Origin of the sequence: Vagococcus fessus (assembly GCF_003987565.1) — a bacterium.
Lineage (GTDB): Bacteria > Bacillota > Bacilli > Lactobacillales > Vagococcaceae > Vagococcus_D > Vagococcus_D fessus.
In genome coordinates this window covers 590,391-616,327 of record NZ_NGJY01000001.1, presented here as the reverse complement: position 1 = coordinate 616,327, position 25,937 = coordinate 590,391, and the positions used below count along the sequence as shown (strand labels likewise).

The following is a 25,937-nucleotide window of genomic DNA, read 5'->3' as shown; positions in this document are numbered from 1 at the left end:
TGAGGAATGTTAAGGTCATGGAAAAATTTATAGAAAAGCAAACTGGATTAACAACGGAAGAAATAGCAATACGTGTTAGTGAGGGAAAACAAAATAATTTCGAAGAAAATGTATCGAAATCAACAAAAGATATTTTTAAAGATAATATTTGGACATTATTCAATTTACTGAATCTAGTTATTGGTATCTGCTTAATGATGGTGGGAGCATTTAGTAACTTAGCCTACTTAGCTATTATTGCAGTGAATATTATGATTGGGATTTATCAAGAAATTCATGCTCGTAATTTAGTAGCTAAATTATCAATTCTTGCAAAAGAAGAAGCGACCGTTATTCGTAATGGCAAGAAGCAAGTCATTGATGCAACCGAATTGGTTGTAGATGATATTGTTATTTTAGCGGCAGGCGAGCAAATTCAAAGTGATATGACTGTATTAGCAGGCCGTGCTGAAGTGAATGAATCACTACTTACTGGTGAGTCTGATTTAATTGTTAAAGAAGAGACTAGTGAACTTCTATCTGGAAGTTTTTTATCAAGTGGGCAAGTAGTGGCAAAAGTTGTTCATGTTGGGAAAGATAATTATGCGACAAAAATTGCTTTAGAAGCAAAAGTACACAAACCTGTTCAATCAGAATTAGTGAATTCAATTCGTAAAGTATCAAAATTTACAAGTTATATTATTGTTCCACTTGGTTTGATTTTATTATTCGAAGGTCTATTTTTAAGACAGAGTGATCCTAAAGTAGCGGTTGTAGCTGCGGCTGCGGCATTACTTGGAATGTTACCAAAAGGATTAGTATTGTTAATTAGTATTGCACTAGCAACAGCTGTCACAAAATTAGCTAAGAAACGTATTTTAGTTCAAGACATGTATTCTGTTGAAACGTTAGCACACGTTGATATGTTATGTTTAGATAAAACAGGAACAATCACCGAAGGGAAAATGAAAGTTCAAGATGTGGCATTATTAGATGAAACCTATGAAGAACAATTAGATGATATTATCGGCAGTTACCTTGCTGCAACAAGTGATAATAATATTACAATGAAGGCTATAAGAGATGCCTTTCCAGAGAAAGAAACATACAATGCGACATCAGTATTAACCTTTTCATCTGAAAGAAAATGGGGCGCTGTTAATTTTGAAGGATTAGGTGGTGTTGTTTTAGGTGCACCTGAGCGTTTGGTTTCAGCAGAAGATTTACCTCCTCAAGTTTTACATGGTCAAGAAGAAGGGTACCGTGTATTAATGCTTGCTATTAGTGAAGATGAAGACGTATCTGAAGATGGCTTTAAAAATCTTAAACCATTAGCCGTGTTTGAAATTGATGACCCAATTCGTCAAAATGCTGACCAAACATTAGATTATTTAAGAAAAGAAGGCGTGGGTATTAAAGTTATTTCAGGCGATAATCCTGTAACAGTATCTAATATTGCAAGACGAGCGGGTTTAGTTGGCTATGATTCATATGTTGATTTATCAGATTATCAAGATGAAGCCTCTGTTAGAAAAGCGGTAAATGAGTTTACTGTGTTTGGTCGTGTGTCACCTAAGCAAAAACAAATCTTAGTCAATGAATTACAAGCACAAGATCATGTTGTAGCAATGACAGGTGATGGTGTTAATGATGTACTTGCCTTAAGAGAAGCTGACTGTAGTATTGCAATGGCGGAAGGGGATAGTGCGACCCGTCAAATTGCTAACTTAGTATTGCTTGATTCTGATTTTACAACATTACCAGATGTCTTATTTGAAGGACGTCGAGTTGTTAATAATGTGACAAAAGTTGCCAGTGTCTTCTTTATTAAGACGATTTATTCGTTCTTCTTATCTATTATTTGTATGGTAACAACTTTGGCGTTTCCATTTGTACCTATTCAAATCACATTGATTGATTTGGCGATTGAAGGCTATCCAGCATTCTTCTTATCGTTTGAAGGAGATAAACGTAAAGTAACAACTAAGTTTTTACCAACAGTATTAAAAAATGCTTTCCCTAATGCGATGTTAGTTTTAATGAATATTATCGCAGTGTACTTTATTAGCCAAAATAGAGGCTTTACAGCTATTGAAACGACAACATTGATGTATTACTTATTAATAGGTGTAAGCTTGTTAGGTGTGATTAGAGCATGTTTACCACTTAACCCATTACGTGTATTTTTAATTGTTACAACAGTAATTGGTATTTATGTAGCGGCGATGTTATTCCATTCAATTCTATTTATTGGTTTATTAACTGCAAATACGTTCCCGATTTTTATTATTATGTTATTAATCACGATTGTTTTACGTTTATTAATCTCGGCCTTTGTATACAAAAAGGCATAGAAAGTCGCAGTCATGCGGCTTTTTTTATTACGTTATATGTGACAAGTGGTAAGAGAAGTTGCTATACTGATAGAAGAAGAAAGTGAGTGATAGATATGCTAGCTATGGTAGATTATTTAACAGCGGGTGAAACTGTTATTTCAAATATGATTTTAGATAATTTTAATAAATTGGGAATGACACCGCAAGAATTAATTTTATATTTAAAATTAAGACAGTATGAAAGTAAAGGTAATGACTTTCCTGATTTGATGATGATTAGTAAAGAAATAGGTGTATCATCAGAAGAAATATTTAGTATGTTAGAAGGCTTGTTATCAAAAAAAATTGTAAAATTAACGACTCATACAAATGAGCAAGGCCAAACGGGAGATCGTTATGATTTAACAATGATATACGAAAGGCTTGATCAATTAAATAAAGCAAAACATGTAGAAGAATCAAGACAATCAGAGCAAATTAAAATTCAAGAGCTCTATCAAACCTTTGAAAAAGAGTTTGGTCGTCCTTTATCTCCATTTGAACTTGAAACTATCAGCATATGGTTAACAGAAGATAATTACCAACCAGAGCTTGTTATACTTGCTCTTAGAGAAGCAGTACTTAATCAAGTTTATAGTTTAAAATATATTGATCGGATCCTTTTAAATTGGGAACGTAAAAATATCAAGACAAAAGAACAAGTTGCTCAAGATCAGAAAAAAAGAAAAAATTCATTGTCAGAAAAAGAGATTGCCTCTGCACAAGCTAAGCATGAAGAGGATCTACCAACAGTACCTTTGTTTAATTGGGCTGAGGATAAATAACTTAGAAGTGAGGTTACAATATGTTATCGAAAGAAAAAACACTTGAAGTATTGGCGATTATGGCAGAAATGTTTCCAAAAGCTGAGTGTGAATTGACACATCGAAATCCTTTTGAATTAGTCATAGCAGTTGCACTTAGTGCTCAAGCTACAGATGTTTCAGTTAATAGAGTCACACCAGCACTTTTTGAAAAATACCCAACACCAGAAGCATTTGTAGCTGCTCCTGTTGAGGATATAATGGAAATGATTAAAACGATAGGACTATATAGAAATAAATCTAAAAATATAAAAGCTTGTTGTAGCATGTTAATAGAGCGTTTTAATGGTGAAGTGCCTCAAACGAGAGAAGAACTTATGGCACTCCCAGGTGTAGGTAGAAAAACTGCGAATGTGGTGTTAGGAGATGCATTTGATGTTCCTGCGATTGCCGTAGATACTCATGTTGAACGGGTTTCAAAACGATTAAGACTCGTCAAGCAAGGTGCATCAGTATTAGAAGTTGAAGAAGCTTTAATGAAGAAAATACCGAAAGAGATGTGGGTAAAAACACACCATCGCATGATATTTTTTGGACGTTATCATTGTGTAGCGAGAGCGCCAAAATGTGAATCGTGTCCCCTTCTTGATTATTGCCAAGAAGGAAAAAGTCGGTTGAAGGTATAAAAAAACACTTAGAACCTATTGTTCTAAGTGTTTTTTTTACTATTTATCATCGCCACCTGCAGCTGCTGGTGGTTCAGTAGCCGGTGGTTCAGTAGCCGGTGGTTCAGTAGCCGGTGGTTCAGTAGCTGGTGGTTCAGTAGCCGGTGGTTCAGTAGCCGGTGGTTCAGTAGCCGGTGGTTCAGTAGCCGGTGGCTGAGTAGCCGGTGGTTCAGTAGCCGGTGGCTGAGTAGTTGGCGGCTGAGTAGTTGGCGGCTGAGTAGCCGGTGGTTCAGTAGCTGGTGGTTCAGTAGCTGGTGGCGCTGTTTGTTGGCCACCACCAGTAGTTGGTGTTTCCGTCACGCCACCACCGCTTGTAGTTGGTGCTTCTGTAACATTGTTTTGTCCTGAATTATTGTTCCAGTTATTTGAATTTTGATTAGTATTGTTTGCATTCGAATCATCTTTAGAAGAAGTGTCTTTAGTCTCGCTATTATCTGACCAAATCGGTTCTTGTTTCATATTAGCTGTATTTTTTTTCTTCTTCTTAGCTTTTTCATTAACGTGGTTAAGAACATACAGTTCTTGTCCTACTTTAGATACATTTTCAGGTATTTCCCAATCAGGTGTTTCAATATCTTTTGATAAGTAAGTCATTAATGTTTTGTAAATCAACATCGCTATGTTTTGATCTTGTTTACTAATAGCGTGACTGTATTTATGATACCCAGTCCAAATAGAAATCGTATAGTTTCTTGTATATCCAACAAAACTAATATCAGGGGCACCGTAATAAGCATCGCCTGTCACTTGATCTAAGAAATCTTCAGCGTAATTAGAAGTACCTGTTTTACCAGCTTGTGGCAGTCCAGGAATATTAGCTTCATTACCAGTACCACGACGAAGAACATCTTTAAGCATATCAGTAATGATATAGGCTGTGGATTCTTTCATTGCACGGACACCTTTTGGTTTGAAACTAGCTTCACGTCCGTCTGGCAAAGTAATTTTATTAACATAATAAGGTTTGTAATAAGTCCCACCATTAGCAAAGGCACTATAAGCACCGGCCATTTGAAGGGAAGAGGGGTCTCCTGTAATAGCGTTGGATAGATAGAAATCGTCGCCATAATCAATACCCAAACCTCTTAGGAAATCTCCAGCATCTTCTAATCCAACTTCTTCTAACGTCTTAACAGCTGGAACATTACGGGAATCAACTAATGCTTCGCGCATTGTTAGGTTTCCGCGATAACGATTGTCATAGTTCATAACTTTATCATTAGTACCAGGGAATGTGTAAGGCGCATCTAAAATGTATTTAGCACTTGAATATCCTAAATACTCAATAGCAGGAGCGTAATCCGTAATAGGCTTAACAGTTGAGCCGAAATCACGTTCTGCAGTAACAGCAAAATTTTCTCCCAATTGAATATTATCAGGAACATGACGCCCTCCAATTTGTGCTAATACTTGTCCGTTATTTGGATTCATAATAGTAATAGCTGTTTGGAATTCTTTATCAGGATAATCAATATACTTGTCTGAATTAACAACTTGGTATAGATATTTTTGAGCATCTAAATCAAGGTTAGTGTGAATATCCAAACCATCCGTATAAATATTTAATTTTGAATTATCTTTAACTTCATCAATAACTTCTTTAATATAGTTATCAATAATTTTAGCATCTTTAGAAATTTCTTGATTAACAATTAAGCCTTTATTAATAGGTTCTTCAATAGACTTTTCGTAGTCTGATTTAGAAATAGCTTTATCTTTATACATTTCGGATAAGACTAAATCGCGACGTTTTTTAGCGGCTTCAGGATGAAGAATCGGATCATAATCGGTTGGAGCTTGTGGGATTCCTGCTAGTAACGCTAATTGAGCTAAATTAAGATCTTTTAATTCTTTACCATAATAACCTTTAGCGGCAGTTTCCATTCCATAAAAACGATTAGACATATAGACTTTATTGATATAGTAGTTTATAACTTCATCCTTCGATTTTTCACGTTCAAGTTGGATAGACATCCAAGCTTCCTGAATTTTACGACGGTAGGTTTGGTCTTTAACATCAGTAGAAAAGAAAGATAATTTAATCAATTGTTGAGTTAATGTACTCCCACCTTGACGATTATTTCCTTTTAAGTTAGAAACAGCAGCTCCCATAATACGAATGGGATCAATTCCAATATGTTTTTCGAAGCGTTTATCTTCAATAGATGTAATGGCTTGTTTTAACTGTTTTGGTACTTCGTCAATTTCGGCAAGTTCACGTTTTTCTTCCCCAACTTCATAAATTATTTTTCCTTTTCGGTCAAATATTCTAGAAGATAGGCTATCAGCTAACTTACTTTCTTCAAACTTGGGGCTGTCTTTAATGATGGTGTATAGAAAACCAGCACCAGCTATGAATAAAATACAAAGAATGGCAAGTAGCCACATAAAAAAGCGGACAATCCACTTGCGTTTTCTTTTTGATTTTCGACTTTTTTCAGCTCGAATGGCTTGCTCTAATGGATCAGAACTAGTGTCTTTTGGCATGATTGTGTGTCTCCTTCTCGATATGTGTTCTTAATGCAGTTATATACGGTATTCTTGGGTTGAATCCAGTATGTATTTCTATTCCTTGCTCTTCTATTAGAGCTAGCGGGATAGACTTTCGGTTCTGTTCTTTATCTTTCCAAAAGGTGATTATTAAATCACTTTCAATGAAAAAGCAACGTTTTAAGGTTGAGAACCAAAGCAAAACAAAAGCAATTCCACCATGTTCTTTACAAGCTTTCATATGATTGACCTGATGTTCATGAAAGTTGTGAAGTGGAAAGGATGTTTTATTTTTTGTTTCTTTTGCTTCAAAATCAAGATGGTACCCTTCGTATACGCCATTATAATCGGTAGTTGAGGCCTGTTTAAAATAAGCTTCACGTATAACAGCAGCACGTCGTGAGGGGTAGTCCACTTTAACAATTTGTATAGGGGTAGGCTTTTTATGAACAAGTGCAATTTGTCGCTCCCTATAATACTCATTACTTTGATTAATTGCCTCCTCAAAGGTCATCCCTCTATTAGCGAAAGTGTGAGTAGCTGGTGTTTTTTTTACTTGCTTTTTTTGAGGATTCGGCTCACTATTAGAGTAAGTCGTTCCATTTGGATAATTGAATCTCATGGTAAGTCACACTCCTGAAGTTTATTATACCAAAAAACGTATTATAATGGAAAGGGTAGTGTCATATTAAGATGAAAAGAGTCTATATTTCTGGCTATAGGAGTTATGAACTTGGTGTTTTTAAAGAAGATGACCCTAAAATTAAAATTATTAAGAATGTTATAAAAAAAAATATTGTTCAATTAATTGAAGAAGGGTTAGAGTGGATAATGTTAGGTGGTAATTTAGGTGTTGAGATGTGGGCATGTGATGTTTGTATCGAGCTAAAGGAAGACTATCCAGAATTATCACTTGCAGCTATTTTTCCTTTTGAAGGGTTTGGTGAGCAGTGGAATGAAAAAAATCAAACTCAATTAATGAAATTAAAAACTCACGCTGATTTTTGTGAGGCGACCTCTCACAAACCATATGAGACACCTCAGCAACTTCGTAATCATACTCAATTCTTATTGTCGCATACTGATGGAGCGTTACTCATTTATGATGAAGAGTATCCTGGTAAAACGAGTTATCTTCACAAAGATATAAAAAAGTTACAAGAACAAGGGAATTATGAACTGTGGCAAGTTACGATGGATGATTTGCAAAATTATCAGGAACATTATTAAACTGATTGATTTTCCTAGCGTTATTGGGTACAATAAAATTATTAGTGTATAAATAATATAGAAAAATTGATTTAATAAATTAATGAGGTGCTGAAAATGACAAAGAATTATGAGGCAAGAGAAATCTTACAAAAAGAATTTAAAACTAAAATGCGCGGTTACGATCAAATTGAGGTAGACGAGTTTTTAGATGGTATCATTAAAGATTACGAATCATATGCTCGTGAAATTTTAAGTTTAAAAGAAGAAAAGGAACGTTTATTAGCTAAGGTTGACCAATTAACTAAGAGCCAAGCGACTTTATCTCGTATTAAACAAGAGCCAACTCAATCAGCTACAGGATCTACAAACTTTGATATTCTAAAACGTTTATCAAACTTGGAGAAAAAAGTGTTTGGTGATAAAATTATGGAAGCAGAAGATGCTGAAACTAATTTAGATGAGACAAAATCATTCTAATATAATATAATTAATTTTGTAGTTTTCGGATAATCGCGGTTTAGCTTGACTAGGCTGAGGAAAGTCCATGCTCGCACAAGCTGCGATGCTTGTAGTGTTCGTGCTTAGCGAAAAAATAAGCTAAGGTACCTGCCTGGCAGGTAACGGCAGATAAAACTCCTAAGGCTCCGGCTATGGGGGAGTAGTCTTGAAAGTGCCACAGTGACGAAGTAACATTAGAAATGGTGTTAGTGGAACGCGGTAAACCCCTCGAGCGAGCAACCCAAACTAAGGTAGGGGCACTCTTTTTTAGGAAATGAACAAGAAAAGAGACAGATATATCTGTAGACAGATGATTATCATTATACTTTTTTTCCTGAGAAGGTATGATACAGAACATGGCTTATAGAAAACTACAAGTTATCAGGATTTCCTTCCATAATTGGGAGGATTTTTTTTCGATTATAAATAAATACCCAGAAAAGGGAGCCGATAAAATGAAACAATTTAAAATTATAGCAACAGCAGCAAGTGGTATGGAAGCACTTGTAGGGAAAGAATTAAGAGATTTAGGGATTGAGTGTCAAGTTGAAAATGGAAAAGCTATTTTTCACGGGGATATCGAAACAATTGCTACAGCAAATTTATGGTTAAGAACTGCTGACCGTATTAAAATTGTTGTAGGTGAATTTAAAGCCGTAACATTTGACGAGTTATTTGAAAAAACAAAAGCTTTACCATGGGAAGATATTCTACCGATGGATGCAGAATTCCCGGTAGCAGGAAAATCTTTAAAATCAACTTTATTTAGTATTTCTGATTGCCAAGCGATTACTAAAAAAGCAATCGTAAGTCGTTTAAGTGAAGTGTATCACCGTTATGGTCGCTTACCAGAGTCAGGTGCTAAGTTTCCATTAGAAGTCGCTTTATTAAAAGATCACGTGACGATTACATTAGATACAACAGGTCCTAGTTTATTCAAACGTGGTTACCGTCTAGAAAAAGGTGGTGCACCACTTAAAGAAAATATGGCAGCAGCACTTGTGATGCTTACGAGCTGGCGTAAAGACCGTCCTTTTTATGATCCTGTATGTGGATCGGGGACTATCTGTATCGAAGCGGCTCTTATGGGGCACAATATTGCACCAGGCTTTAACCGTGAATTCTTATGCGAAGAGTGGGATTGGGTAGATGCTGCTATTTTTGAAAAAGTTCGTACGGAAGCAGATGCTAAAGCGGATTATGATATCAAGTTAGATATCATGGGGTCAGATATTGATGGTAAGATGATTCAAGTGGCACAGCGTAATGCTGAAGAAATTGGATTAGGTGATTCAATCGTCTTTAAACAAATGCAATTAAAAGATTTTACAACAGAAAAAGAATACGGTGTTATTGTAGCTAACCCGCCATATGGTGAGCGTTTAGGTGAAGAAGAAGCCGTTCAACAATTATACCGTGAGATGGGTGAGACGTATCGTCCACTTAAAACATGGAGTAAATATATTTTAACAAGTGACTTAACATTTGAAACTCACTATAAAGCACGTGCAACTAAAAAACGTAAACTTTATAATGGGGCGTTAAGAACAGATTTATTCCAATATTGGGGAACGCGCCCACCACGTGCACCTCGCGTTGAAAAAACAGAGGAATAATTTATGTATAATGAAGTAGAGCTAGCTGACATAGTCAGAAGGCTCTACTTTTTTGTTGTATTATCCTTTTTTTGAGAGTATGTTAATAAGGTAGAAAGATTAAGGAGGGATATATTGAAAAAGAAGGGAATTTTAATTGCTAATATTGGAACACCAGATAAGCCTGAAAAAAAAGAAGTCAGACATTATCTTAAACAATTTTTAGGAGATCCTCGTGTTATAGATACACCGAGATGGAAGTGGTTGCCGATATTACATGGTATTATTTTAAACACACGACCTAAGAAATCGGCTGCTTTATACAAAGAGATTTGGACAGAAGAAGGGTCGCCATTATTAGTCTATACAAAGGCGCAAGCTAGATTATTACAAGAACAACTACCAGATTATTCTGTACGTTTTGGTATGGCGTATAGTGAACCCTCTATCTCTAATTCTCTAATGAAATTCGAAGAAGAAGGAATAGAAGAGGTTACAATAATTCCGTTATATCCTCAATATTCAACAACGACGACAGCCTCAATTAACGATGCGGTATTTAAGCATTATCTGAAGCAAGAAAATATGCCTCATTTACATTTTGTAAGAGAGTTTACTGATCACCCGTTATATATAAAGCTATTAGCGAAGCAAGTGGTAGAGGGTGTTCAAAAATACAATCCTGATGAAGTTGTTATCTCATATCATGGGATCCCAGTAAGTTAAGTTGAAAAGGGTGATCCTTATCAAGAGCAATGTCAGGCAACAACAGATGCCCTGCTCTTAACATTAGAAATCGAAACACCTATTAGAGTGTGTTATCAATCAAAATTTGGTCCTGCAGAATGGTTAACACCAGCACTTGATAAAACTTTAATGGAGCTCCCGAAAAAGGGTATAAAAAATGTCTTAGTTATTACACCAGGTTTTGTGTCGGATTGTATTGAGACAATCGAAGAAATTGAAAGTGAAAATCACGATTACTTTATGGAAAACGGTGGAGTAGAATTTAATTATATCCACCCTTTTAATGATTCACCTGAATTTATAGACCTACTTGTTTCTTTGGTTGAAGATAAATAAAAAAGAATCACGAGTTTTTCGTGATTCTTTTTTATTTTATAGTCTTAATCGCTTTTTGTAACCCTTGCCTGGCAAGATGATCTGCTCCTTTATTTTGCTTTTCAGGAATCCACTGAATAATAATTAAGGGAAATTTAGGAAGTAAGTCTTGAATGTCTTTTAGGTAGGATTGAAACGTTTGATTATGTGTAAAACCTTTGTCTATGGTTTCTGCTACGACTTTACTATCAGTGTAAACAAGTGTCGTATCATGTCGCTTATCTTGTTCTAATGCGAGTGTTAATGCCAATTTTAGACTGGCAAATTCAGCTTCATGATTACTCATGATGGCTAGTGGAAAATGATATTGCTGCTGAGTCGTCCCGTCAATAAAAACAATGCCTGAACCACTGGGTCCGGGGTTACCTTTGGTTGAGGCATCAACATAGATTTTTAACATCTGTAAAGCTCCTATTCTTATTCGTTTAGTTTTATGGTAGTATAGAATATATCATTATGAAACACAAGGAGTTTGTATGAACGAAAAGAAAGTTACAAATCGATACCGTTGGCAACCAGAAATAGCAACAAGTCTTATTTATTGGTCATTTAGTTTTGGGTTATTATTTTTAAGTATTATAGCCTTATTAGAGCAAAAATCGCTTAATGCACTTAGTATTTTATTTTTAGTGCTAGCATGTGGGTTTATCTACATGGGGTGGTCGCGTTACTTCGATTTAACAGATAATCACTTAATTATCAGAGCAATACTGAGAAAAAATAGTCTGCGTTTGAGATTGTCAGAGATAAATAAAGTATCAGTAGGGGCGAATGGCTTTACTATTGTAATGATGAACGATGAGGTTTATACGCTTATTATGAGTAAAAAGAGTTTAGCTCGTTTCACAGCCCATATTCAAGAAAAAGAAACGTTTTCTGGGAAAATTGTAAGTGCAAAAAAAGAGTCGACTAATTAGTTAGTCGGCTCTTTTTAATTTTCTGATAAAGTTACGTTAGTTGCTTGAAGGCCACGGTGAGCCTCTTTGATATCAAAAGTGACAGGTTGATTTTCTGTTAATGTTTTAAAACCATCACTATTTATTCCTGTAAAATGCACGAAAATTTCTTCGCCTTCGTCATAAGTAATAAAGCCATACCCTTTTTTAGCGTCGAACCACTTAACTGTACCATTCGCCATCTTACATTCCTCCAATGAGTTAAATTAGATACCTAAGGCTATTATAGAATTCTTTATAGGTTTGGTCAACTATACTTAAGATAGTAAAATAAAATCTATTTGGCTTTTTAGACCATTAACTGTTATTATAGTAAGGTGACACAACATTCATTTAAACGTCATTTTACTGTGAGGGATGTAGCAATGAAAACAAGAGCAGATGAATTTTTAGCAACATTTAATCGAATAGAGAAATGGATGCAAGAACAGTATCAAGGTAAAGGAAATATAGGGTTTACAGATTTAGTAAGGCGCTTATCCAAACGACCTGATTTACTTGTCAAAAAATTTCAAGATGATTTAATTGAAATTGCTCAATTAAGAAATGCGATTGTACATGATAGAATTTCTCCGAATTTTATTATAGCTGAACCTAATGAATGGATTATAAAGAAAATAAAAACAATCGAATCAGAATTGAAACAACCTGAACGAATTGTTCCTCGTTTTAAAAAGAAAGTTGTCGTGTTTAGTAAGGAAACAAGTTTAACTACGATACTTGACCGAATGGCGCAGGAAGGGTTTTCTCAGTTTCCTATCTATGATAAGGCTGAAATTGTAGGTCTTTTAACAGCAAACGGTATTGGGTTATGGCTAGCAGCTCATGGGAAAAATCATCAGATAGATGTTAAAGGTCAAACGGCAGGAAGTGTGTTGCAATCGGATCGTAAAAAAGAGAACTATAAATTGGTCTCTAAAGATGCCTTTGTTTTTGAGGGAATGGAATTATTTTTAAATGATCCAACTACAGAAGCAATTTTAATTACAGATAATGGTAAGACTAATGGAAAGCTTATGGGGTTAATTCGTCCGAAAGAGTTTTTCCAAGCGTATTATGAAGAGTGGAGGAAACGTTAATGCTAGTGTATTTAATAGTAGCCGCTGCAGTGATTAGTGTTGATCAAATAGTCAAATACGCGGTAATGAATTCAATCGAGATTGGTGAAACTGTGTTTCATAATCCGATACTATCACTAACTCATTTACATAATGAAGGGGCAGCTTGGAGTATGTTGGAAGGTAAGATGTGGTTTTTCTACATTATTACAGCCGTGACATGCGCTGTTGTCGTTTATATTTTAGCTAAGAATTTACAGAGTAGTAAGTGGTTAACAATTGGTTTAAGTTTAATATTAGGTGGGGCGATTGGGAATTTGATTGACCGTATTCGTTTGAATTATGTGGTGGATATGTTCCAAGTAGAATTCTTTAATTTTCCTATTTTTAATGTAGCGGATATGGCCTTAACTGTCGGGGTTGGGTGTGTCTTTATATATATTTTACTCGACGAAAAATTAGACAAGGTGGACTAACATGGAAGAAAAATTAAACATGATCGTAACCGATCAAAAGGGTAGAATAGATAAAGTAATTGTAGAAACATTTAAGGAATTTTCTCGTTCTCAAATCCAACAATGGTTAAAAGACGAGTTTGTAACAGTTAACGGTGAAGTGGTAAAAGCTAACTATAAAGTTAAAGCTGATGATGCTATTGAAATTATCCGCCAAGAGCCAGTTGAATTAACAGTGGAAGCTGAAAATATTCCACTTGAAATCGTATATGAAGATGAGGATGTTGTAGTAGTAAATAAACCTCAAGGAATGGTTGTTCACCCTTCAGCAGGTCATCCATCAGGGACAATGGTAAATGCGTTACTTTACCATATCAAAAACTTATCAAGTATCAATGATGTAATTCGCCCAGGGATTGTTCACCGTATTGATAAAGATACATCTGGTTTATTAATGGTTGCTAAAAATGATGAAGCTCATGAATCATTAAGCAAACAATTAAAAGATAAAACAGCGACACGTCGTTACATTGCATTAGTTCATGGTGAAATTCCTCATGAAAAAGGAACAATCGATGCTCCAATCGGACGCTCAAAATTAAACCGTCAATCTCAAGCAGTTATTGAGGGTGGGAAACCTGCTGTCACTCATTTCAAAGTGATCGATAATTTTGAAGAGTTTACCTTAATTGAATGTCAATTAGAAACAGGACGTACACATCAAATTCGTGTGCATATGCAATATATTAAATTCCCTATCGCAGGGGATCCATTATATGGTCCTCGTAAAACATTGCCAGGTAATGGTCAATTCTTACATGCGAAAGTATTAGGCTTTACGCATCCAAAAACAGGTGAAGAGATGTATTTTGAAGCACCACTCCCACCATTATTTGAAGAAACTTTAGCAAATTTACCAAAATAGCTTGCAATTAAGTTTGAAAACGTGTAAAGTACGTTATAAGAAATAACACACAACTAAACATCACCTTTAAGAATAGTCCCGTGAGGCTAAGAAGGCACAACAGACGAGTAGTAGTCTCAGTCTGTCTACAGGATAACTATATACTCCTGCCTTTCTTAGTAAAGGTAGGAGTTTTTTGTTGTGATAAAAGGAGGCGACCATTATGGTAGAAACAGAAGTAATTGATGAGGTCACGATGAAACGTATCTTAACTCGTATGACGTATGAGATTATTGAGCGTAACAAAGGGATTGAAAATCTTGTACTAGTCGGAATTAAGACAAGAGGCGTTTATATTGCAAAGCGTATTTCAGAACGTCTGCACCAGCTAGAGGGTTTAGAACTTCCAGTAGGTGAGTTAGATACAACGATGTACCGTGATGATCAAGGATTTGACCCAAATGTGAAACCAGATTTAACAAAATCATCAATGCCAGAAAATATTGCTGGTAAACATGTTATCTTAATTGATGACGTCTTATATACAGGGAGAACAATCCGTGCAGCACTGGATGCGGTGATGGATTTTGGACGCCCAGAAAAAATTTCCTTAGCAGTTTTAGTGGATAGAGGTCACCGAGAGTTGCCGATCCGCGCAGACTATGTAGGAAAAAATTTACCAACAGCAGCGACAGAAAAAGTGGTTGTAGAGATGGTAGAAGCTGATAAACAAGACCGTATTTATATTCAAAAATAAGGTTATAACTAAATAGTTGCTTTTTAATTTAGTACAGAGAGACTGAGAAAAGCATTGAATTCTGAAAGCCTGGGGACCGACTGTGTCACTAGGAACTTCTTCAGGGTATCTTTGTGAGAACCTCATCTTAGTGTGTGCTAAGGTGAGGTTTTTTTCTTACACAAAAATAAAGTAGAAGTGGAGCGAAATAATATGACAGAGACAACAAAAGAATTTAGAAATACGGATGCGGTACTTGATATAAAGGATAAACCCAAGCCCTTACAGTGGTTCGGGCTAAGCTTGCAACATTTATTTACGATGTTTGGTTCAACAGTTTTAGTACCAATACTGGTCGGCATTGACCCAGGAATTGCCTTACTAAGTTCAGGATTAGGAACGCTGGTGTATATGGCAACAACAGGGGCAAAAATTCCAGCCTATTTAGGAAGTAGTTTTGCTTTCATCCCAGCGATGCAAATGTTAATGAAGTCAGAAGGGTATCCGGCAGTTGCTCAAGGCGCTTTAACAACCGGGTTAGTGTATGTGATTGTAGCACTGATTATTAAAAAAATCGGTTCGGATTGGATTAATAAATTATTACCACCGATTGTAGTAGGGCCAGTTGTTATGGTAATCGGGTTGGGGCTTGCAGGAAGTGCCGCTCAAAATGCGATGTTAACGCCAACAGGTGATTATAGTCCAAAATATATTGCAGTAGCACTTATCACACTAGGATTAACGATTATCTTCAACATGTTTCTAAAAGGCTTTATCGGCTTACTTCCAATCTTATTGGGAATTATTTCAGGATATGGTGTGGCAATGCTCTTTGGAATTGTCGATACGCAACCGATTGTAGATGCAGCTTGGTTCGCTTTACCAAATTTCGAAATTCCATTTGTGAACTACGAACCTAAGCTTTATATCGGAGCAATCACCACGATGGCCCCTATCGCGTTTGTCACAATGACTGAGCATATCGGTCATATCACAGTATTAAATAAATTAACGAAACGTAATTACTTTGAAGATCCAGGTCTATCACGCACGATTTTAGGAGATGGATTAGCTCAAATTTCAGCGAGTTTTGTAGGAGGGCCGCCAGTAACAAGTTACGGTGAAAATATTGGAGTTCTTGCCATCACACGTGTTCATAGTGTCTTTGTACTAGGAGGAGCGGCAGTACTTGCGATTGTCTTAGGCTTTATCGGAAAAATTAGCGCAGTCATCTTAAGTATACCTGGACCTGTTATTTCAGGGATTAGCTTTATCTTATTCGGAGTTATCGCATCAAGCGGGCTTAAAATTTTGATTGATAACAAAATCGACTTTGATAAAAAACGTAACTTAATCATTGCCTCAGTCATCTTAGTAGTCGGTATCGGTGGACTAATGTTTAAATCAGGACCGTTCGAACTATCAGGAATGGCACTTGCAACATTATTCGGAATCGTATTAAACCTTGTTTTACCAGAAAAAGCATTAAGCGAAAAATAAAAGAGAGAAAGGGAGGTTAGGAAGTATGACGATTGCAAATCTAAAACATCTCTTAACAAGTGAAAGTTTAACAAATGAAGAAGTCATGCAATTAATCAAACGGGCACAGGACTTTAAAGCAGGTGAAACTTGGCAGACTCCAAGTGAACCCGTATTCGTAGCAAATTTATTTTTTGAAGACAGTACACGGACACATAAAAGTTTTGAAGTTGCCGAGAATAGATTAGGGCTTAACGTGATACCTTTTGAAACAGCCACTAGTTCTATCAATAAAGGTGAATCGTTATATGACACTATCCTTACCCTATCAGCACTAGGTGTTTCAGCTTGTGTAATCAGACATCCAGAAGAAGACTATTATCATGATTTAATCGAAAGTCCTACGATTCGGACGGCTATCATAAATGGGGGTGACGGCAGTGGGCAACACCCGTCACAGTGTCTACTAGATATGATGACAATTTATGAAGAGTTTGGAACGTTTAAAGGGTTAACGGTCGGAATAGTCGGGGATTTAAGTCATTCACGAGTAGCAAAATCCAATATGGCACTTTTAAGACGCTTAGGGGCGACGGTTTATTTCTCAGGGCCCAAAGAGTGGTTTGATCCAAAATTCGAAGCATTTGGTGAGTACTTAGAAATAGATGAGTTAGTAAAAAAAGTGGATGTCTTGATGTTACTTAGAGTTCAACATGAGCGTCATAAAACAGGAACTGTTTTTTCAAAAGAGAGCTATCACGAACAATACGGGTTAACGGTTGAGCGTAGCAAGTGTTTAAAACCAGAAGCAATTATCATGCACCCAGCACCGGTTAATCGTGATGTCGAACTGGCAGATGAATTAGTGGAAAGTTTACAGTCCAGAATCGTAAGTCAAATGACAAATGGAGTGTTTATGAGAATGGCAATTTTAGAATCTATCTTAGAAGGGAAGTCGTTATAATGAAACTTTTACTAAAAAATGGGCAGGTCGTATCAGAACATAATCAAACCATTCCAAGTGATATTTGGATAGAGGATAAAAAAATAAAGGCTATCGGATTAGATTTTGAAAAAGAAGGCGTACACTTTGATAAAGTTGTGGATTTGGATGGACATTTAGTAACACCAGGATTAGTTGACCTTCATGTCCACTTTAGAGAACCTGGGTTTTGTCATAAAGAAACCATTGAAACTGGAAGTAAGGCTGCTGCAAGAGGCGGGTACACAACCGTTTGTGCCATGCCAAACTTAGATCCAGTACCTGATACATTAGAAAAATATAACGATTTAAAAAATCTCATTGAGCAAGATAGTATTATAAAAATTCATCAATATGCGCCGATTACGCATTCACTTAATTCAGAAGAAATTGTCGATATGGAAGAGTTAACCCAAGCAGGTGCCCCTGCTTTTACTAATGATGGTGTCGGTGTTCAGACTGCTGGGACGATGTACTTGGCAATGAAAGAAGCAGCAAAGAATAACAGACCTTTGGTAGCACATACGGAAGACGAGAGCTTATTGTTCGGCGGTTGTATGCATAAAGGGAAGAAATCAGAGGAGCTAGGGCTACCTGGGATTATGAGTGCGACCGAATCCTCACAAATTGCTAGAGATTTAGTATTGGCAGAAGAAACAGGCGTTCACTACCATGTCTGTCATGTCTCAACAAAAGAAAGTGTTCGAATTATTAGAGAAGCGAAACAAGCTGGAGTAAAAGTGAGCTGCGAGGTTTGTCCTCATCATTTAATCTTAGCCGACCATATCATTACAGAAGACCACGGCAGGTTTAAAATGAATCCACCACTAAGAGCAGAGGACGATAGACAAGCTCTGATTGCCGGATTACGTGATGGCACAATCGATTGTATCGCAACAGACCACGCCCCGCATTCAGAAGATGAAAAAAATCAGAGCATGCTTAACGCTCCATTTGGGATAGTTGGCAGTGAAACAGCATTCTCGTTAATGTATACACACTTTGTAAAGACTGGTATTTTTACGCTAGAACAAGTTAGTCGCTGGATGACAGTGGAGCCGGCAAAATTATTTAACCTAGAAGCAGGACGTCTGCAAGTTGGAGGGCCAGCAGACATTGCGGTTTTTGATATTGAGACAGAAGTAGGGATTGAAAAAGAAGACTTCTTATCAAAATCATGTAATACCCCATTTCTTGGGTGGAAAGTATTAGGAGAAACCGTTCTGACAGTAGTCGACGGTACAATTGTTTGGGAGAGAGGGAACGCATAATGAAACGAGTATTGATACTAGAAGATGGCACGATGTTTCACGGAGAAGGGTTTGGTGCTGAACGATTTACAACAGGAGAAGTTGTTTTTACAACAGGGATGACCGGTTATCAAGAAGCCATAACTGACCAAAGTTTTAACGGACAGATTATTACCTTTACTTATCCGTTAGTTGGAAATTATGGCATTAATCGCGATGATTTCGAGTCGATTGAACCTACTTGTCAGGGAGTAGTGGTCGGTGAGCATGCACGAGTGCCATCAAATTGGCGCAGTCATCTTTCCCTAGATAGCTTCTTGAAAGCTAAGAATATACCAGGCATCTCTGGTATTGATACCCGAAAATTGACACGTAAGTTAAGAGAAGAAGGGACGATTAAAGGCTGTATTGTAGATGCAGACGATGAAGTTAATCTTGACCATGCCTTTGATGCCCTTAAAGCAACGGTAATGCCGACTAACCAAGTGGCACAAGTGTCGTGCAGTAAACCTTACCCAAGTCCGGGAACAGGAAGAAATGTAGTGGTCGTAGATTTTGGATTGAAACACAGTATTCTTAGAGAATTGAGCAAACGTAATTGTAACATTACGGTGTTACCTTACGACACTACAGCAGAAGCTATCCTAACACTAAAACCTGATGGGGTCATGTTAAGTAATGGACCTGGAGATCCTAAAGATTTACCAGAGGTTTTAGAGATGATTCGTGGTATTCAAGGGAAGGTGCCAATCTTTGGAATTTGCCTAGGCCATCAATTATTCGCTTTAGCTAATCATGCGGATACTTATAAAATGAGATTTGGACACCGAGGGTTCAATCATCCTGTTAGAGAAATTGCAACAGGTCGCGTGGATTTCACCTCACAAAATCACGGCTATGCCGTTGACCCAGAAAGTATTGACGATGAGGTCTTACTTATTACTCACCGTGAGATTAACGATGAGACTGTAGAAGGCTTGAAACACAAAAATTATCCCGCTTTTACGGTTCAATTTCACCCAGATGCGGCACCAGGACCAACCGATGCACTTTACTTGTTTGATAACTTTATGGATTTAATGGATACATGGAAGGAGACTCTTTAAGATGGCAAAACGAACTGACCTAAAAAAAATTATGGTAATAGGCTCCGGTCCGATAGTAATTGGACAAGCCGCAGAATTTGATTATGCAGGCACACAAGCTTGTCTTGCACTTAAAGAAGAAGGGTATGAGGTTATCTTAGTGAACTCAAACCCAGCGACGATTATGACGGATAAGGAAATCGCAGATAAAGTTTATATCGAACCTATTACGTTAGAGTTTGTCTCACGCATTTTAAGAATGGAACAACCTGATGCGATTGTGCCTACTTTGGGCGGTCAAACAGGACTAAATATGGCAATGGAATTAGCAAAATCAGGGATTTTAGAAGAGTTAAACATTGAGTTACTAGGTACAAAATTATCAGCGATTGACCAAGCAGAAGACCGTGATTTATTTAAACAACTGATGGAGGAACTAGACCAGCCTATTCCAGAAAGTGAGATTGTGACGACAGTCGAGGAAGCGGTAAAATTTGCTTCTCAAATAGGTTATCCAGTGATTGTTAGACCTGCTTTCACGTTAGGTGGAACGGGTGGTGGGATGTGCGATACACAGGCTGAATTGGAAGCGATTTGTGAGAATGGCTTAAAACAATCTCCAGTGACACAGTGCTTAATCGAAAAAAGTATTGCGGGGTTTAAAGAGATTGAATATGAAGTGATGCGAGATAGTCGTGATAATGCATTGGTTGTGTGTAACATGGAAAATTTTGACCCAGTAGGGATTCACACTGGAGACTCAATTGTATTCGCTCCAACACAGACCCTTTCAGATGTTGAGAATCAGATGTTAAGAGAAGCATCCTTAAAAATAATTAGAGCATTGAAAATTGAAGGAGGGTGTAATGTTCAGTTAGCACTTGATCTACATAGTTTTAAATACTACGTGATTGAAGTTAACCCACGTGTGAGTCGTTCATCGGCTCTTGCGAGTAAAGCGACAGGTTATCCGATTGCGAAGTTAGCGGCGAAGATTGCAGTCGGCTTAACATTAGATGAGATGTACAATCCAGTAACTGAAACAACCTATGCGCAGTTTGAACCTGCACTAGATTATGTCGTAGCTAAAATTCCACGCTGGCCTTTTGATAAGTTTGAAAAAGGGGAACGTCTACTTGGGACACAGATGAAGGCTACCGGAGAAGTCATGGCGATTGGTCGTAATATTGAAGAAGCTTTATTAAAAGCCGTTCGCTCGTTAGAGATAGGTGCTCCTTATATGGAATTACCAGAACTTGCAGAGTGTTCAGATGATGCACTGATTGAAGGGACAGTTCGGGCGAAAGATGACCGACTTTTCTACTTGGCAGAAGCAATCAGACGTGGGTATACGATAAAAGAATTGTCAGAGCTGACAAAAGTTGACTTGTTCTTCTTGGATAAATTACTCCACATCATTGAATTAGAACAGGAATTAGTAACGTCTAAACATGATATTGATGTTTTAAGACAGGCTAAGAAGTATGGTCTACCAGATGTGAAAATCGCCGAACTGTGGGGTGAGAGTGAATCGGAAGTGAGAGCTTTTCGAACAAAAAACCATATCCAGCCTGTCTTTAAAATGGTAGACACCTGTGCGGCTGAGTTTGAATCGGCAACCCCTTATTTCTATAGTACTTACGAAGAAGAAAATGAAAGTCTCGTATCAGAAAAGGAATCAATCCTAGTTTTAGGCTCAGGTCCAATTCGAATCGGGCAAGGTGTAGAGTTTGATTACGCAACTGTTCATTCAGTAAAAGCGATTCAAGATTTAGGCTATGAGGCGATTATCATGAACAGTAACCCTGAAACAGTGTCCACTGACTTTTCGATCTCAGACAAACTTTATTTTGAACCGCTAACGCTAGAAGATGTTCTAAATGTTATTGAATTAGAGCAACCTAAAGGGGTCATCGTTCAGTTTGGTGGTCAGACAGCCATAAACTTAGCAGAACCATTATCAAAAGCAGGCGTGAAGATTATAGGGACAACGATTGAAGATTTGGACCGTGCGGAGAATCGTGATTTATTCGAGCAAGCCTTAAAAGAGTTAGACATCCCTCAACCGCCAGGAGATACGGCAACAAGCAGTGAAGAAGCCGTGGCGATTGCAAGTCGAATAGGCTATCCCGTCTTAGTTAGACCAAGTTATGTCTTAGGTGGACGAGCAATGGAAATTGTTGAAAACGAAGAGGATTTAAGACGATACATGGTAGAAGCCGTTAAAGCCTCGCCAGAACATCCAGTCTTAGTCGATAGTTACCTAGTCGGTATGGAGTGTGAAGTCGATGCAATCTGTGACGGGAAAGAAGTGTTAATACCTGGCATTATGGAACATATCGAACGTGCCGGTGTTCACTCAGGCGATTCAATGGCCGTCTATCCTCCACAAAATCTAAGTGAGGAAATGAAGGCGACGATTGCCGATTATACCACTCGCTTAGCTCTTGGCTTAAATTGTCTAGGGATGATGAATGTTCAATTCGTTATTCATCAAGATGTAGCGTATGTCATTGAGGTTAACCCTCGAGCAAGTCGAACGGTTCCATTTTTAAGTAAAGTAACGGATATTCCAATGGCTCAGGTGGCGACACAATTAATTTTAGGGAAAACATTAAAAGAGTTAGGCTACGATAAAGGGTTAGCACCTGAGAGCAAGCAGGTCCATGTTAAAGCGCCAGTCTTCTCTTTCGCTAAATTATTAAAAGTCGACACGTACTTAGGACCTGAAATGAAATCGACCGGTGAAGTCATGGGAACCGACAAGACGTTAGAAAAAGCTCTTTATAAAGCCTTTGAAGCAAGCGGGATGCATCTTCCAACTTACGGTTCAGTCTTGTTGACAATTGCAGACGAAGCGAAAGAAGAAGCGCTAGAAATTGCCAAACGTTTTGCAGCTATTGGCTACCGTTTAGTAGCGACAGAAGGAACTGCGAAATACTTAGAAGCATCAGGTTTAGCGGTGACTGAGATTTCTAAAATTGCCGATGAGACAGGTCGCACGATTTTAGATTGTATTCGCGAAGGAGATGTCCAGGTTGTCGTTAATACTATGGATAAAAAACGAACAGTTGCCACAGATGGTTTCTTGATTAGACGAGAAGCAGTTGAACACGGTGTACCATTATTCACCTCGCTTGATACAGCAAGCGCAATTTTAAAAGTATTAGAATCACAAGCCTTTAACGTAAACGCATTGTAAGAAAACATATTCTAGGAGGAAACCATGAAGCAAGAGATGATGACGATCGTAACCCAACGATTATTAGCCCCACAAATTTATGAGATGACCTTAACCGGTGAGTTAGTTAAGCAGATGATTGTACCTGGACAGTTTTTACACTTAAAAGTACCACGTGCTGACTTACTTTTACGCCGCCCAATCAGTATAAATAAGATTGACCACGAGAAAAATGAGTGTGCGATTATTTACCGAGTGGAAGGGGACGGAACAGATGTACTAAGTCAGTTACAGTCTGGAGATAAGGTTGATGTGATGGGCCCTCTTGGGAATGGTTTTCCAATTGAAGAGGTTAAAGAGGGGGAAAAAATCCTGATTATCGGTGGTGGTATCGGGATTCCACCTTTATATGAGCTAAGTCGTCAGTTAGTAGCAAAAGGTGCTGAAATTATTAATATTCAAGGATTTAGAAATCGTGAAACCATCTTTTTTGAAGAAGAATTTAGAGAACTTGGTGAGATGCACATTGCCACATCAGATGGAAGCTACGGAACAGAAGGCTATGTGTGTAAAATTTTGGATACACGACTAAAAGACTTTACTCCTGATGCGATTTACGCTTGTGGAGCGAATGGCATGTTAAAAGTGGTGAATGACCGTTTTATTGATCATCCAAGAGCTTATCTATCGCTTGAAGCTCGAATGGCGTGCGGTATGGGAGCGTGTTATGCCTGTGTCTGTCCAAAAGCTAATAGTGAAACGGATACAATGCGAGTATGTAAAGAAGGCCCAATTGTGGCGACAGGGGAGGTAGCACTATGAATCGATTAAGCGTATCATTACCAGGTTTAGAGTTGAAAAATCCAATCATGCCAGCCAGTGGGTGCTTTGGCTTCGGTGAAGAGTATGCCGATTATTATGATTTAAGTGAATTAGGGGCCATCATGGTAAAGGCGACAACAAAAGAATTACGCCTAGGTAATCCCATGCCTCGAGTAGCAGAAACAACGAGTGGTATGCTAAATGCGATAGGACTTCAAAATCCAGGTTTAGAAGACGTTATGGCGAAAAAATTACCTTACCTTGAACAATTTAATGTCCCGATTATTGCGAATGTGGCAGGAGCTACAGTAGAAGATTACGTAGCGGTTTGCCGAGAAATAGGAAAAGCACCTAATGTGAAAGCAATCGAGCTTAATATTTCGTGTCCTAACGTAAAAGAAGGGGGTATTGCTTTTGGGACTGATCCTCAAGTGGCCTACGACTTAACGAAAGCAGTGAAAGAAGTCGCTACAGTACCGGTCTATGTTAAATTATCACCAAATGTAACAGATATTGTGCCAATTGCTAAAGCAATCGAAGCAGCTGGAGCAGACGGGCTCACGATGATTAATACATTACTGGGAATGAGAATCGATCTTAAAACGCGCCAACCTATTTTGGCGAATCAAACGGGTGGCCTATCGGGACCTGCAATCAAACCAGTCGCGATTCGTTTGATTAAACAAGTAGCAGAAGCAGTCACTATTCCGATTATTGGAATGGGCGGTGTGTCAACTGTTGATGATGTTCTGGAAATGTATATGGCAGGTGCGAGCGCTGTTGCCGTCGGAACGGCTAACTTTGTAGACCCTTATATTTGTCAAAAATTAATTCAAGCGTTACCTAAACGAATGGATGATTTAGGAATTGAAACACTGACACAATTAATTGAAGAAGTGAAGGGGGAACGTAAGTAATGAAAAGACCAATTATTGCACTGGATTTACCAAACCGCCAGGCGATTGATGATTTTTTAAGTCACTTTCCAAAAGACGAGTCATTGTATTTAAAAGTTGGAATGGAGTTATATTATCAAGAGGGGCCCGCGATTGTGAGATATTTGAAAGAATTAGGGCATGATATCTTCCTTGATTTAAAAATGCATGATATTCCTAATACTGTAGAACGTGCGATGAAAGGAATTGCTGGTTTAGGAATCAAGTTAACTAATATTCACGCAGCTGGTGGGAAAGAAATGATGATGGCAGCAGTGAGAGGATTAGAGACGGGGAAACCATCAGGTCAAACTCGCCCTCAACTTATAGCTGTCACTCAATTGACCTCCACATCAGATGAACAAGTTAAAGAAGAACAGTTAATACCAGTGGGAGTCTCAGAAAGTGCAAAACAGTATGCAAAATTGACTCATGAAAGTGGTGTCGATGGTGTAGTGTGTTCAGCCTTAGAAGTTGAAGCCATTAAAAAGGTAACAGCACCTGAATTCATTTGTTTAACCCCAGGTATTAGACCTAAGGGGACAGCAGTTGGGGACCAAAAACGAGTCGTAACACCAGAGATGGCGTCTACAATCGGGTCTGATTTAATTGTAGTCGGTCGTCCTATTACTCAAGCTGAAAATCCTTATCAAGCCTATCTTGAAATTAAAAAAGAATGGAATGGAGAGAAATCATATGCCAATAACTAGTCAATTAGTCGCTCAAAAATTATTAGAAATAAAAGCAGTGAGTCTACAGCCAACAGAACCATTTACGTGGGCAAGCGGGATTAAAAGTCCAATATATTGTGACAATCGTTTAACGATGGGATTTCCGGAGGTGAGACGTTTAATTGCGGAAGGTTTAGCTGCTAAAATAAAAGAAGCCTATCCAGATGTTGAGGTAATTGCAGGAACGGCGACGGCTGGTATTCCTCATGCGGCTTGGGTGTCAGAACTACTTAACTTGCCGATGATTTATATTAGAGGAAAAGCCAAAGGACACGGCAAAGGCAATCAGATTGAAGGGATTCTTCATGACGGTCAAAAAGTAGTGATTATTGAAGATTTAATCTCTACAGGCGGCAGTGTCTTAGAGGCTGTAAGTGCAACTAAAGAAGCAGGAGCGACTGTATTAGGTGTTATGGCTATTTTCACGTACGGCTTGCCAAAAGGGATACAAGCATTTGAAGAAGTGGGTGTAGCGGTCGATACCTTATCAAGTTACGATATCTTAATCCAAGAAGCCTTAGAAATTGACGCGATTAATTCTGATGAGTTAAAATTATTACAAAGCTGGAAACAAGACCCCACGGCTTGGTAATAAGATAAAAT

At 37.8% G+C, this 25,937-nt stretch carries 24 protein-coding genes, 1 other RNA gene and 1 pseudogene; 22 read left to right on the top strand and 4 right to left on the bottom strand.

Going from position 1 to position 25,937, the window contains the following annotated elements:
* Nucleotides 1-17: 17 nt before the first annotated feature.
* The 3 genes from CBF31_RS03035 to nth all read left to right on the top strand — a co-directional run bounded on the left by CBF31_RS03035 (nucleotide 18) and on the right by nth (nucleotide 3,804).
* The gene (locus tag CBF31_RS03035; RefSeq protein WP_126830840.1) at nucleotides 18-2,333 is read left to right on the top strand and encodes a cation-translocating P-type ATPase; all 2,316 of its coding nucleotides are present in this window, start codon (nucleotides 18-20) and stop codon (nucleotides 2,331-2,333) included.
* 95 nt (nucleotides 2,334-2,428) lie between these two features.
* Entirely contained in the window at nucleotides 2,429-3,139 is a 711-nt protein-coding gene (locus tag CBF31_RS03030) for a DnaD domain-containing protein (protein ID WP_126830838.1), read from the top strand.
* A 20-nt stretch (nucleotides 3,140-3,159) separates the two neighbouring features.
* Nucleotides 3,160-3,804: an endonuclease III gene (nth, locus tag CBF31_RS03025; RefSeq protein ID WP_126830836.1), complete on the top strand. Its 645-nt coding sequence runs from the start codon at nucleotides 3,160-3,162 to the stop codon at nucleotides 3,802-3,804.
* Nucleotides 3,805-3,843: 39 nt separating this feature from the next.
* Here the strand turns inward: nth and CBF31_RS03020 are convergent, their stop codons facing one another.
* Both CBF31_RS03020 and recU read right to left on the bottom strand, forming a co-directional pair.
* Nucleotides 3,844-6,330 carry a PBP1A family penicillin-binding protein gene (locus tag CBF31_RS03020; protein ID WP_126830833.1) on the bottom strand — a complete coding sequence of 829 codons (2,487 nt, stop codon included), beginning with the start codon at nucleotides 6,328-6,330 and terminating at the stop codon, nucleotides 3,844-3,846.
* Complete coding sequence (recU, locus tag CBF31_RS03015) at nucleotides 6,314-6,955, bottom strand: Holliday junction resolvase RecU (protein WP_126830831.1); 642 nt, start codon at nucleotides 6,953-6,955, stop codon at nucleotides 6,314-6,316. The genes CBF31_RS03020 and recU overlap by 17 nt, the downstream gene beginning before the upstream one ends.
* Nucleotides 6,956-7,026: 71 nt before the next feature.
* On the opposite strand from recU, the gene CBF31_RS03010 reads away from it, so the two are divergent.
* The 5 genes and pseudogenes from CBF31_RS03010 to hemH all read left to right on the top strand — a co-directional run bounded on the left by CBF31_RS03010 (nucleotide 7,027) and on the right by hemH (nucleotide 10,721).
* On the top strand, nucleotides 7,027-7,563 hold the full coding sequence (locus CBF31_RS03010) for an SLOG family protein (protein WP_126830829.1): 537 nt from the start codon (nucleotides 7,027-7,029) through the stop codon (nucleotides 7,561-7,563).
* 96 nt (nucleotides 7,564-7,659) lie between these two features.
* The gene (gene gpsB / locus CBF31_RS03005; protein WP_126830827.1) at nucleotides 7,660-8,022 is read left to right on the top strand and encodes a cell division regulator GpsB; all 363 of its coding nucleotides are present in this window, start codon (nucleotides 7,660-7,662) and stop codon (nucleotides 8,020-8,022) included.
* 21 nt (nucleotides 8,023-8,043) lie between these two features.
* Nucleotides 8,044-8,412, top strand: an RNA gene (gene rnpB, locus CBF31_RS03000) — RNase P RNA component class B.
* Between the two features lie 86 nt (nucleotides 8,413-8,498).
* Nucleotides 8,499-9,659, top strand: coding sequence for a THUMP domain-containing class I SAM-dependent RNA methyltransferase (locus CBF31_RS02995; protein WP_126830825.1), 1,161 nt, complete (start codon nucleotides 8,499-8,501; stop codon nucleotides 9,657-9,659).
* Nucleotides 9,660-9,773: 114 nt separating this feature from the next.
* Nucleotides 9,774-10,721, top strand: a pseudogene (gene hemH, locus CBF31_RS02990) (ferrochelatase).
* Between the two features lie 31 nt (nucleotides 10,722-10,752).
* Here hemH and CBF31_RS02985 read toward each other — a convergent pair.
* Nucleotides 10,753-11,160, bottom strand: coding sequence for a ribonuclease HI family protein (locus CBF31_RS02985; protein WP_126830823.1), 408 nt, complete (start codon nucleotides 11,158-11,160; stop codon nucleotides 10,753-10,755).
* A 76-nt stretch (nucleotides 11,161-11,236) separates the two neighbouring features.
* Here CBF31_RS02985 and CBF31_RS02980 point away from each other — a divergent pair, with 76 nt between their 5' ends.
* Nucleotides 11,237-11,677, top strand: a complete 441-nt coding sequence (locus CBF31_RS02980) for an EbsA family protein (protein ID WP_126830821.1) — start codon at nucleotides 11,237-11,239, stop codon at nucleotides 11,675-11,677.
* Nucleotides 11,678-11,691: 14 nt separating this feature from the next.
* Here CBF31_RS02980 and CBF31_RS02975 read toward each other — a convergent pair whose 3' ends face one another.
* Nucleotides 11,692-11,898, bottom strand: coding sequence for a cold-shock protein (locus tag CBF31_RS02975; RefSeq protein ID WP_126830819.1), 207 nt, complete (start codon nucleotides 11,896-11,898; stop codon nucleotides 11,692-11,694).
* 183 nt (nucleotides 11,899-12,081) lie between these two features.
* On the opposite strand from CBF31_RS02975, the gene CBF31_RS02970 reads away from it, so the two are divergent.
* The 13 genes from CBF31_RS02970 to pyrE all read left to right on the top strand — a co-directional run bounded on the left by CBF31_RS02970 (nucleotide 12,082) and on the right by pyrE (nucleotide 25,926).
* Entirely contained in the window at nucleotides 12,082-12,795 is a 714-nt protein-coding gene (locus tag CBF31_RS02970; protein ID WP_126830817.1) for a CBS domain-containing protein, read from the top strand.
* Nucleotides 12,795-13,250: a signal peptidase II gene (gene lspA, locus CBF31_RS02965; protein ID WP_126830815.1), complete on the top strand. Its 456-nt coding sequence runs from the start codon at nucleotides 12,795-12,797 to the stop codon at nucleotides 13,248-13,250. The genes CBF31_RS02970 and lspA overlap by 1 nt, the downstream gene beginning before the upstream one ends.
* Nucleotide 13,251: 1 nt before the next feature.
* The gene (locus CBF31_RS02960; protein ID WP_126830813.1) at nucleotides 13,252-14,154 is read left to right on the top strand and encodes an RluA family pseudouridine synthase; all 903 of its coding nucleotides are present in this window, start codon (nucleotides 13,252-13,254) and stop codon (nucleotides 14,152-14,154) included.
* 202 nt (nucleotides 14,155-14,356) lie between these two features.
* Nucleotides 14,357-14,890, top strand: a complete 534-nt coding sequence (pyrR, locus tag CBF31_RS02955) for a bifunctional pyr operon transcriptional regulator/uracil phosphoribosyltransferase PyrR (RefSeq protein WP_126830811.1) — start codon at nucleotides 14,357-14,359, stop codon at nucleotides 14,888-14,890.
* Between the two features lie 192 nt (nucleotides 14,891-15,082).
* A complete protein-coding gene (locus tag CBF31_RS02950) occupies nucleotides 15,083-16,369 on the top strand; it encodes a solute carrier family 23 protein (RefSeq protein ID WP_126830809.1) in 1,287 nt (428 codons plus the stop codon).
* A gap of 25 nt (nucleotides 16,370-16,394) precedes the next feature.
* Complete coding sequence (locus CBF31_RS02945) at nucleotides 16,395-17,312, top strand: aspartate carbamoyltransferase catalytic subunit (RefSeq protein ID WP_126830807.1); 918 nt, start codon at nucleotides 16,395-16,397, stop codon at nucleotides 17,310-17,312.
* Nucleotides 17,312-18,601: a dihydroorotase gene (locus CBF31_RS02940; protein WP_126830804.1), complete on the top strand. Its 1,290-nt coding sequence runs from the start codon at nucleotides 17,312-17,314 to the stop codon at nucleotides 18,599-18,601. The genes CBF31_RS02945 and CBF31_RS02940 overlap by 1 nt, the downstream gene beginning before the upstream one ends.
* Entirely contained in the window at nucleotides 18,601-19,686 is a 1,086-nt protein-coding gene (locus CBF31_RS02935) for a carbamoyl phosphate synthase small subunit (RefSeq protein WP_126830802.1), read from the top strand. The genes CBF31_RS02940 and CBF31_RS02935 overlap by 1 nt, the downstream gene beginning before the upstream one ends.
* A gap of 1 nt (nucleotide 19,687) precedes the next feature.
* Entirely contained in the window at nucleotides 19,688-22,867 is a 3,180-nt protein-coding gene (carB, locus tag CBF31_RS02930) for a carbamoyl-phosphate synthase large subunit (protein ID WP_126830800.1), read from the top strand.
* A gap of 24 nt (nucleotides 22,868-22,891) precedes the next feature.
* On the top strand, nucleotides 22,892-23,668 hold the full coding sequence (locus CBF31_RS02925; protein ID WP_126830798.1) for a dihydroorotate dehydrogenase electron transfer subunit: 777 nt from the start codon (nucleotides 22,892-22,894) through the stop codon (nucleotides 23,666-23,668).
* On the top strand, nucleotides 23,665-24,585 hold the full coding sequence (locus tag CBF31_RS02920) for a dihydroorotate dehydrogenase (protein ID WP_126830796.1): 921 nt from the start codon (nucleotides 23,665-23,667) through the stop codon (nucleotides 24,583-24,585). The genes CBF31_RS02925 and CBF31_RS02920 overlap by 4 nt, the downstream gene beginning before the upstream one ends.
* Nucleotides 24,585-25,313: an orotidine-5'-phosphate decarboxylase gene (gene pyrF, locus CBF31_RS02915; protein WP_126830794.1), complete on the top strand. Its 729-nt coding sequence runs from the start codon at nucleotides 24,585-24,587 to the stop codon at nucleotides 25,311-25,313. The genes CBF31_RS02920 and pyrF overlap by 1 nt, the downstream gene beginning before the upstream one ends.
* Nucleotides 25,300-25,926 carry an orotate phosphoribosyltransferase gene (pyrE, locus tag CBF31_RS02910; protein WP_126830792.1) on the top strand — a complete coding sequence of 209 codons (627 nt, stop codon included), beginning with the start codon at nucleotides 25,300-25,302 and terminating at the stop codon, nucleotides 25,924-25,926. Before pyrF ends, pyrE begins: the two co-directional genes overlap by 14 nt.
* Nucleotides 25,927-25,937 lie beyond the last annotated feature (11 nt).

Excerpts from the sequence above, each read along its gene's own strand:
- CBF31_RS02950 (WP_126830809.1), top strand. The coding sequence starts at position 15,083 with ATGACAGAGACAACAAAAGAATTTAGAAATACGGATGCGGTACTTGAT.
- CBF31_RS02960 (WP_126830813.1), top strand. The coding sequence starts at position 13,252 with ATGGAAGAAAAATTAAACATGATCGTAACCGATCAAAAGGGTAGAATA.
- CBF31_RS02945 (WP_126830807.1), top strand. The coding sequence starts at position 16,395 with ATGACGATTGCAAATCTAAAACATCTCTTAACAAGTGAAAGTTTAACA.
- carB (WP_126830800.1), top strand. The coding sequence starts at position 19,688 with ATGGCAAAACGAACTGACCTAAAAAAAATTATGGTAATAGGCTCCGGT.
- gpsB (WP_126830827.1), top strand. The coding sequence starts at position 7,660 with ATGACAAAGAATTATGAGGCAAGAGAAATCTTACAAAAAGAATTTAAA.
- CBF31_RS02980 (WP_126830821.1), top strand. The coding sequence starts at position 11,237 with ATGAACGAAAAGAAAGTTACAAATCGATACCGTTGGCAACCAGAAATA.
- CBF31_RS02995 (WP_126830825.1), top strand. The coding sequence starts at position 8,499 with ATGAAACAATTTAAAATTATAGCAACAGCAGCAAGTGGTATGGAAGCA.
- CBF31_RS03035 (WP_126830840.1), top strand. The coding sequence starts at position 18 with ATGGAAAAATTTATAGAAAAGCAAACTGGATTAACAACGGAAGAAATA.
- CBF31_RS02935 (WP_126830802.1), top strand. The coding sequence starts at position 18,601 with ATGAAACGAGTATTGATACTAGAAGATGGCACGATGTTTCACGGAGAA.
- pyrF (WP_126830794.1), top strand. The coding sequence starts at position 24,585 with ATGAAAAGACCAATTATTGCACTGGATTTACCAAACCGCCAGGCGATT.
- pyrR (WP_126830811.1), top strand. The coding sequence starts at position 14,357 with ATGGTAGAAACAGAAGTAATTGATGAGGTCACGATGAAACGTATCTTA.
- CBF31_RS02940 (WP_126830804.1), top strand. The coding sequence starts at position 17,312 with ATGAAACTTTTACTAAAAAATGGGCAGGTCGTATCAGAACATAATCAA.
- CBF31_RS02985 (WP_126830823.1), bottom strand. The coding sequence starts at position 11,160 with ATGTTAAAAATCTATGTTGATGCCTCAACCAAAGGTAACCCCGGACCC.
- CBF31_RS02970 (WP_126830817.1), top strand. The coding sequence starts at position 12,082 with ATGAAAACAAGAGCAGATGAATTTTTAGCAACATTTAATCGAATAGAG.
- CBF31_RS02925 (WP_126830798.1), top strand. The coding sequence starts at position 22,892 with ATGAAGCAAGAGATGATGACGATCGTAACCCAACGATTATTAGCCCCA.
- recU (WP_126830831.1), bottom strand. The coding sequence starts at position 6,955 with ATGAGATTCAATTATCCAAATGGAACGACTTACTCTAATAGTGAGCCG.
- CBF31_RS03020 (WP_126830833.1), bottom strand. The coding sequence starts at position 6,330 with ATGCCAAAAGACACTAGTTCTGATCCATTAGAGCAAGCCATTCGAGCT.
- pyrE (WP_126830792.1), top strand. The coding sequence starts at position 25,300 with ATGCCAATAACTAGTCAATTAGTCGCTCAAAAATTATTAGAAATAAAA.
- CBF31_RS03010 (WP_126830829.1), top strand. The coding sequence starts at position 7,027 with ATGAAAAGAGTCTATATTTCTGGCTATAGGAGTTATGAACTTGGTGTT.
- lspA (WP_126830815.1), top strand. The coding sequence starts at position 12,795 with ATGCTAGTGTATTTAATAGTAGCCGCTGCAGTGATTAGTGTTGATCAA.
- CBF31_RS02975 (WP_126830819.1), bottom strand. The coding sequence starts at position 11,898 with ATGGCGAATGGTACAGTTAAGTGGTTCGACGCTAAAAAAGGGTATGGC.
- CBF31_RS02920 (WP_126830796.1), top strand. The coding sequence starts at position 23,665 with ATGAATCGATTAAGCGTATCATTACCAGGTTTAGAGTTGAAAAATCCA.
- nth (WP_126830836.1), top strand. The coding sequence starts at position 3,160 with ATGTTATCGAAAGAAAAAACACTTGAAGTATTGGCGATTATGGCAGAA.
- CBF31_RS03030 (WP_126830838.1), top strand. The coding sequence starts at position 2,429 with ATGCTAGCTATGGTAGATTATTTAACAGCGGGTGAAACTGTTATTTCA.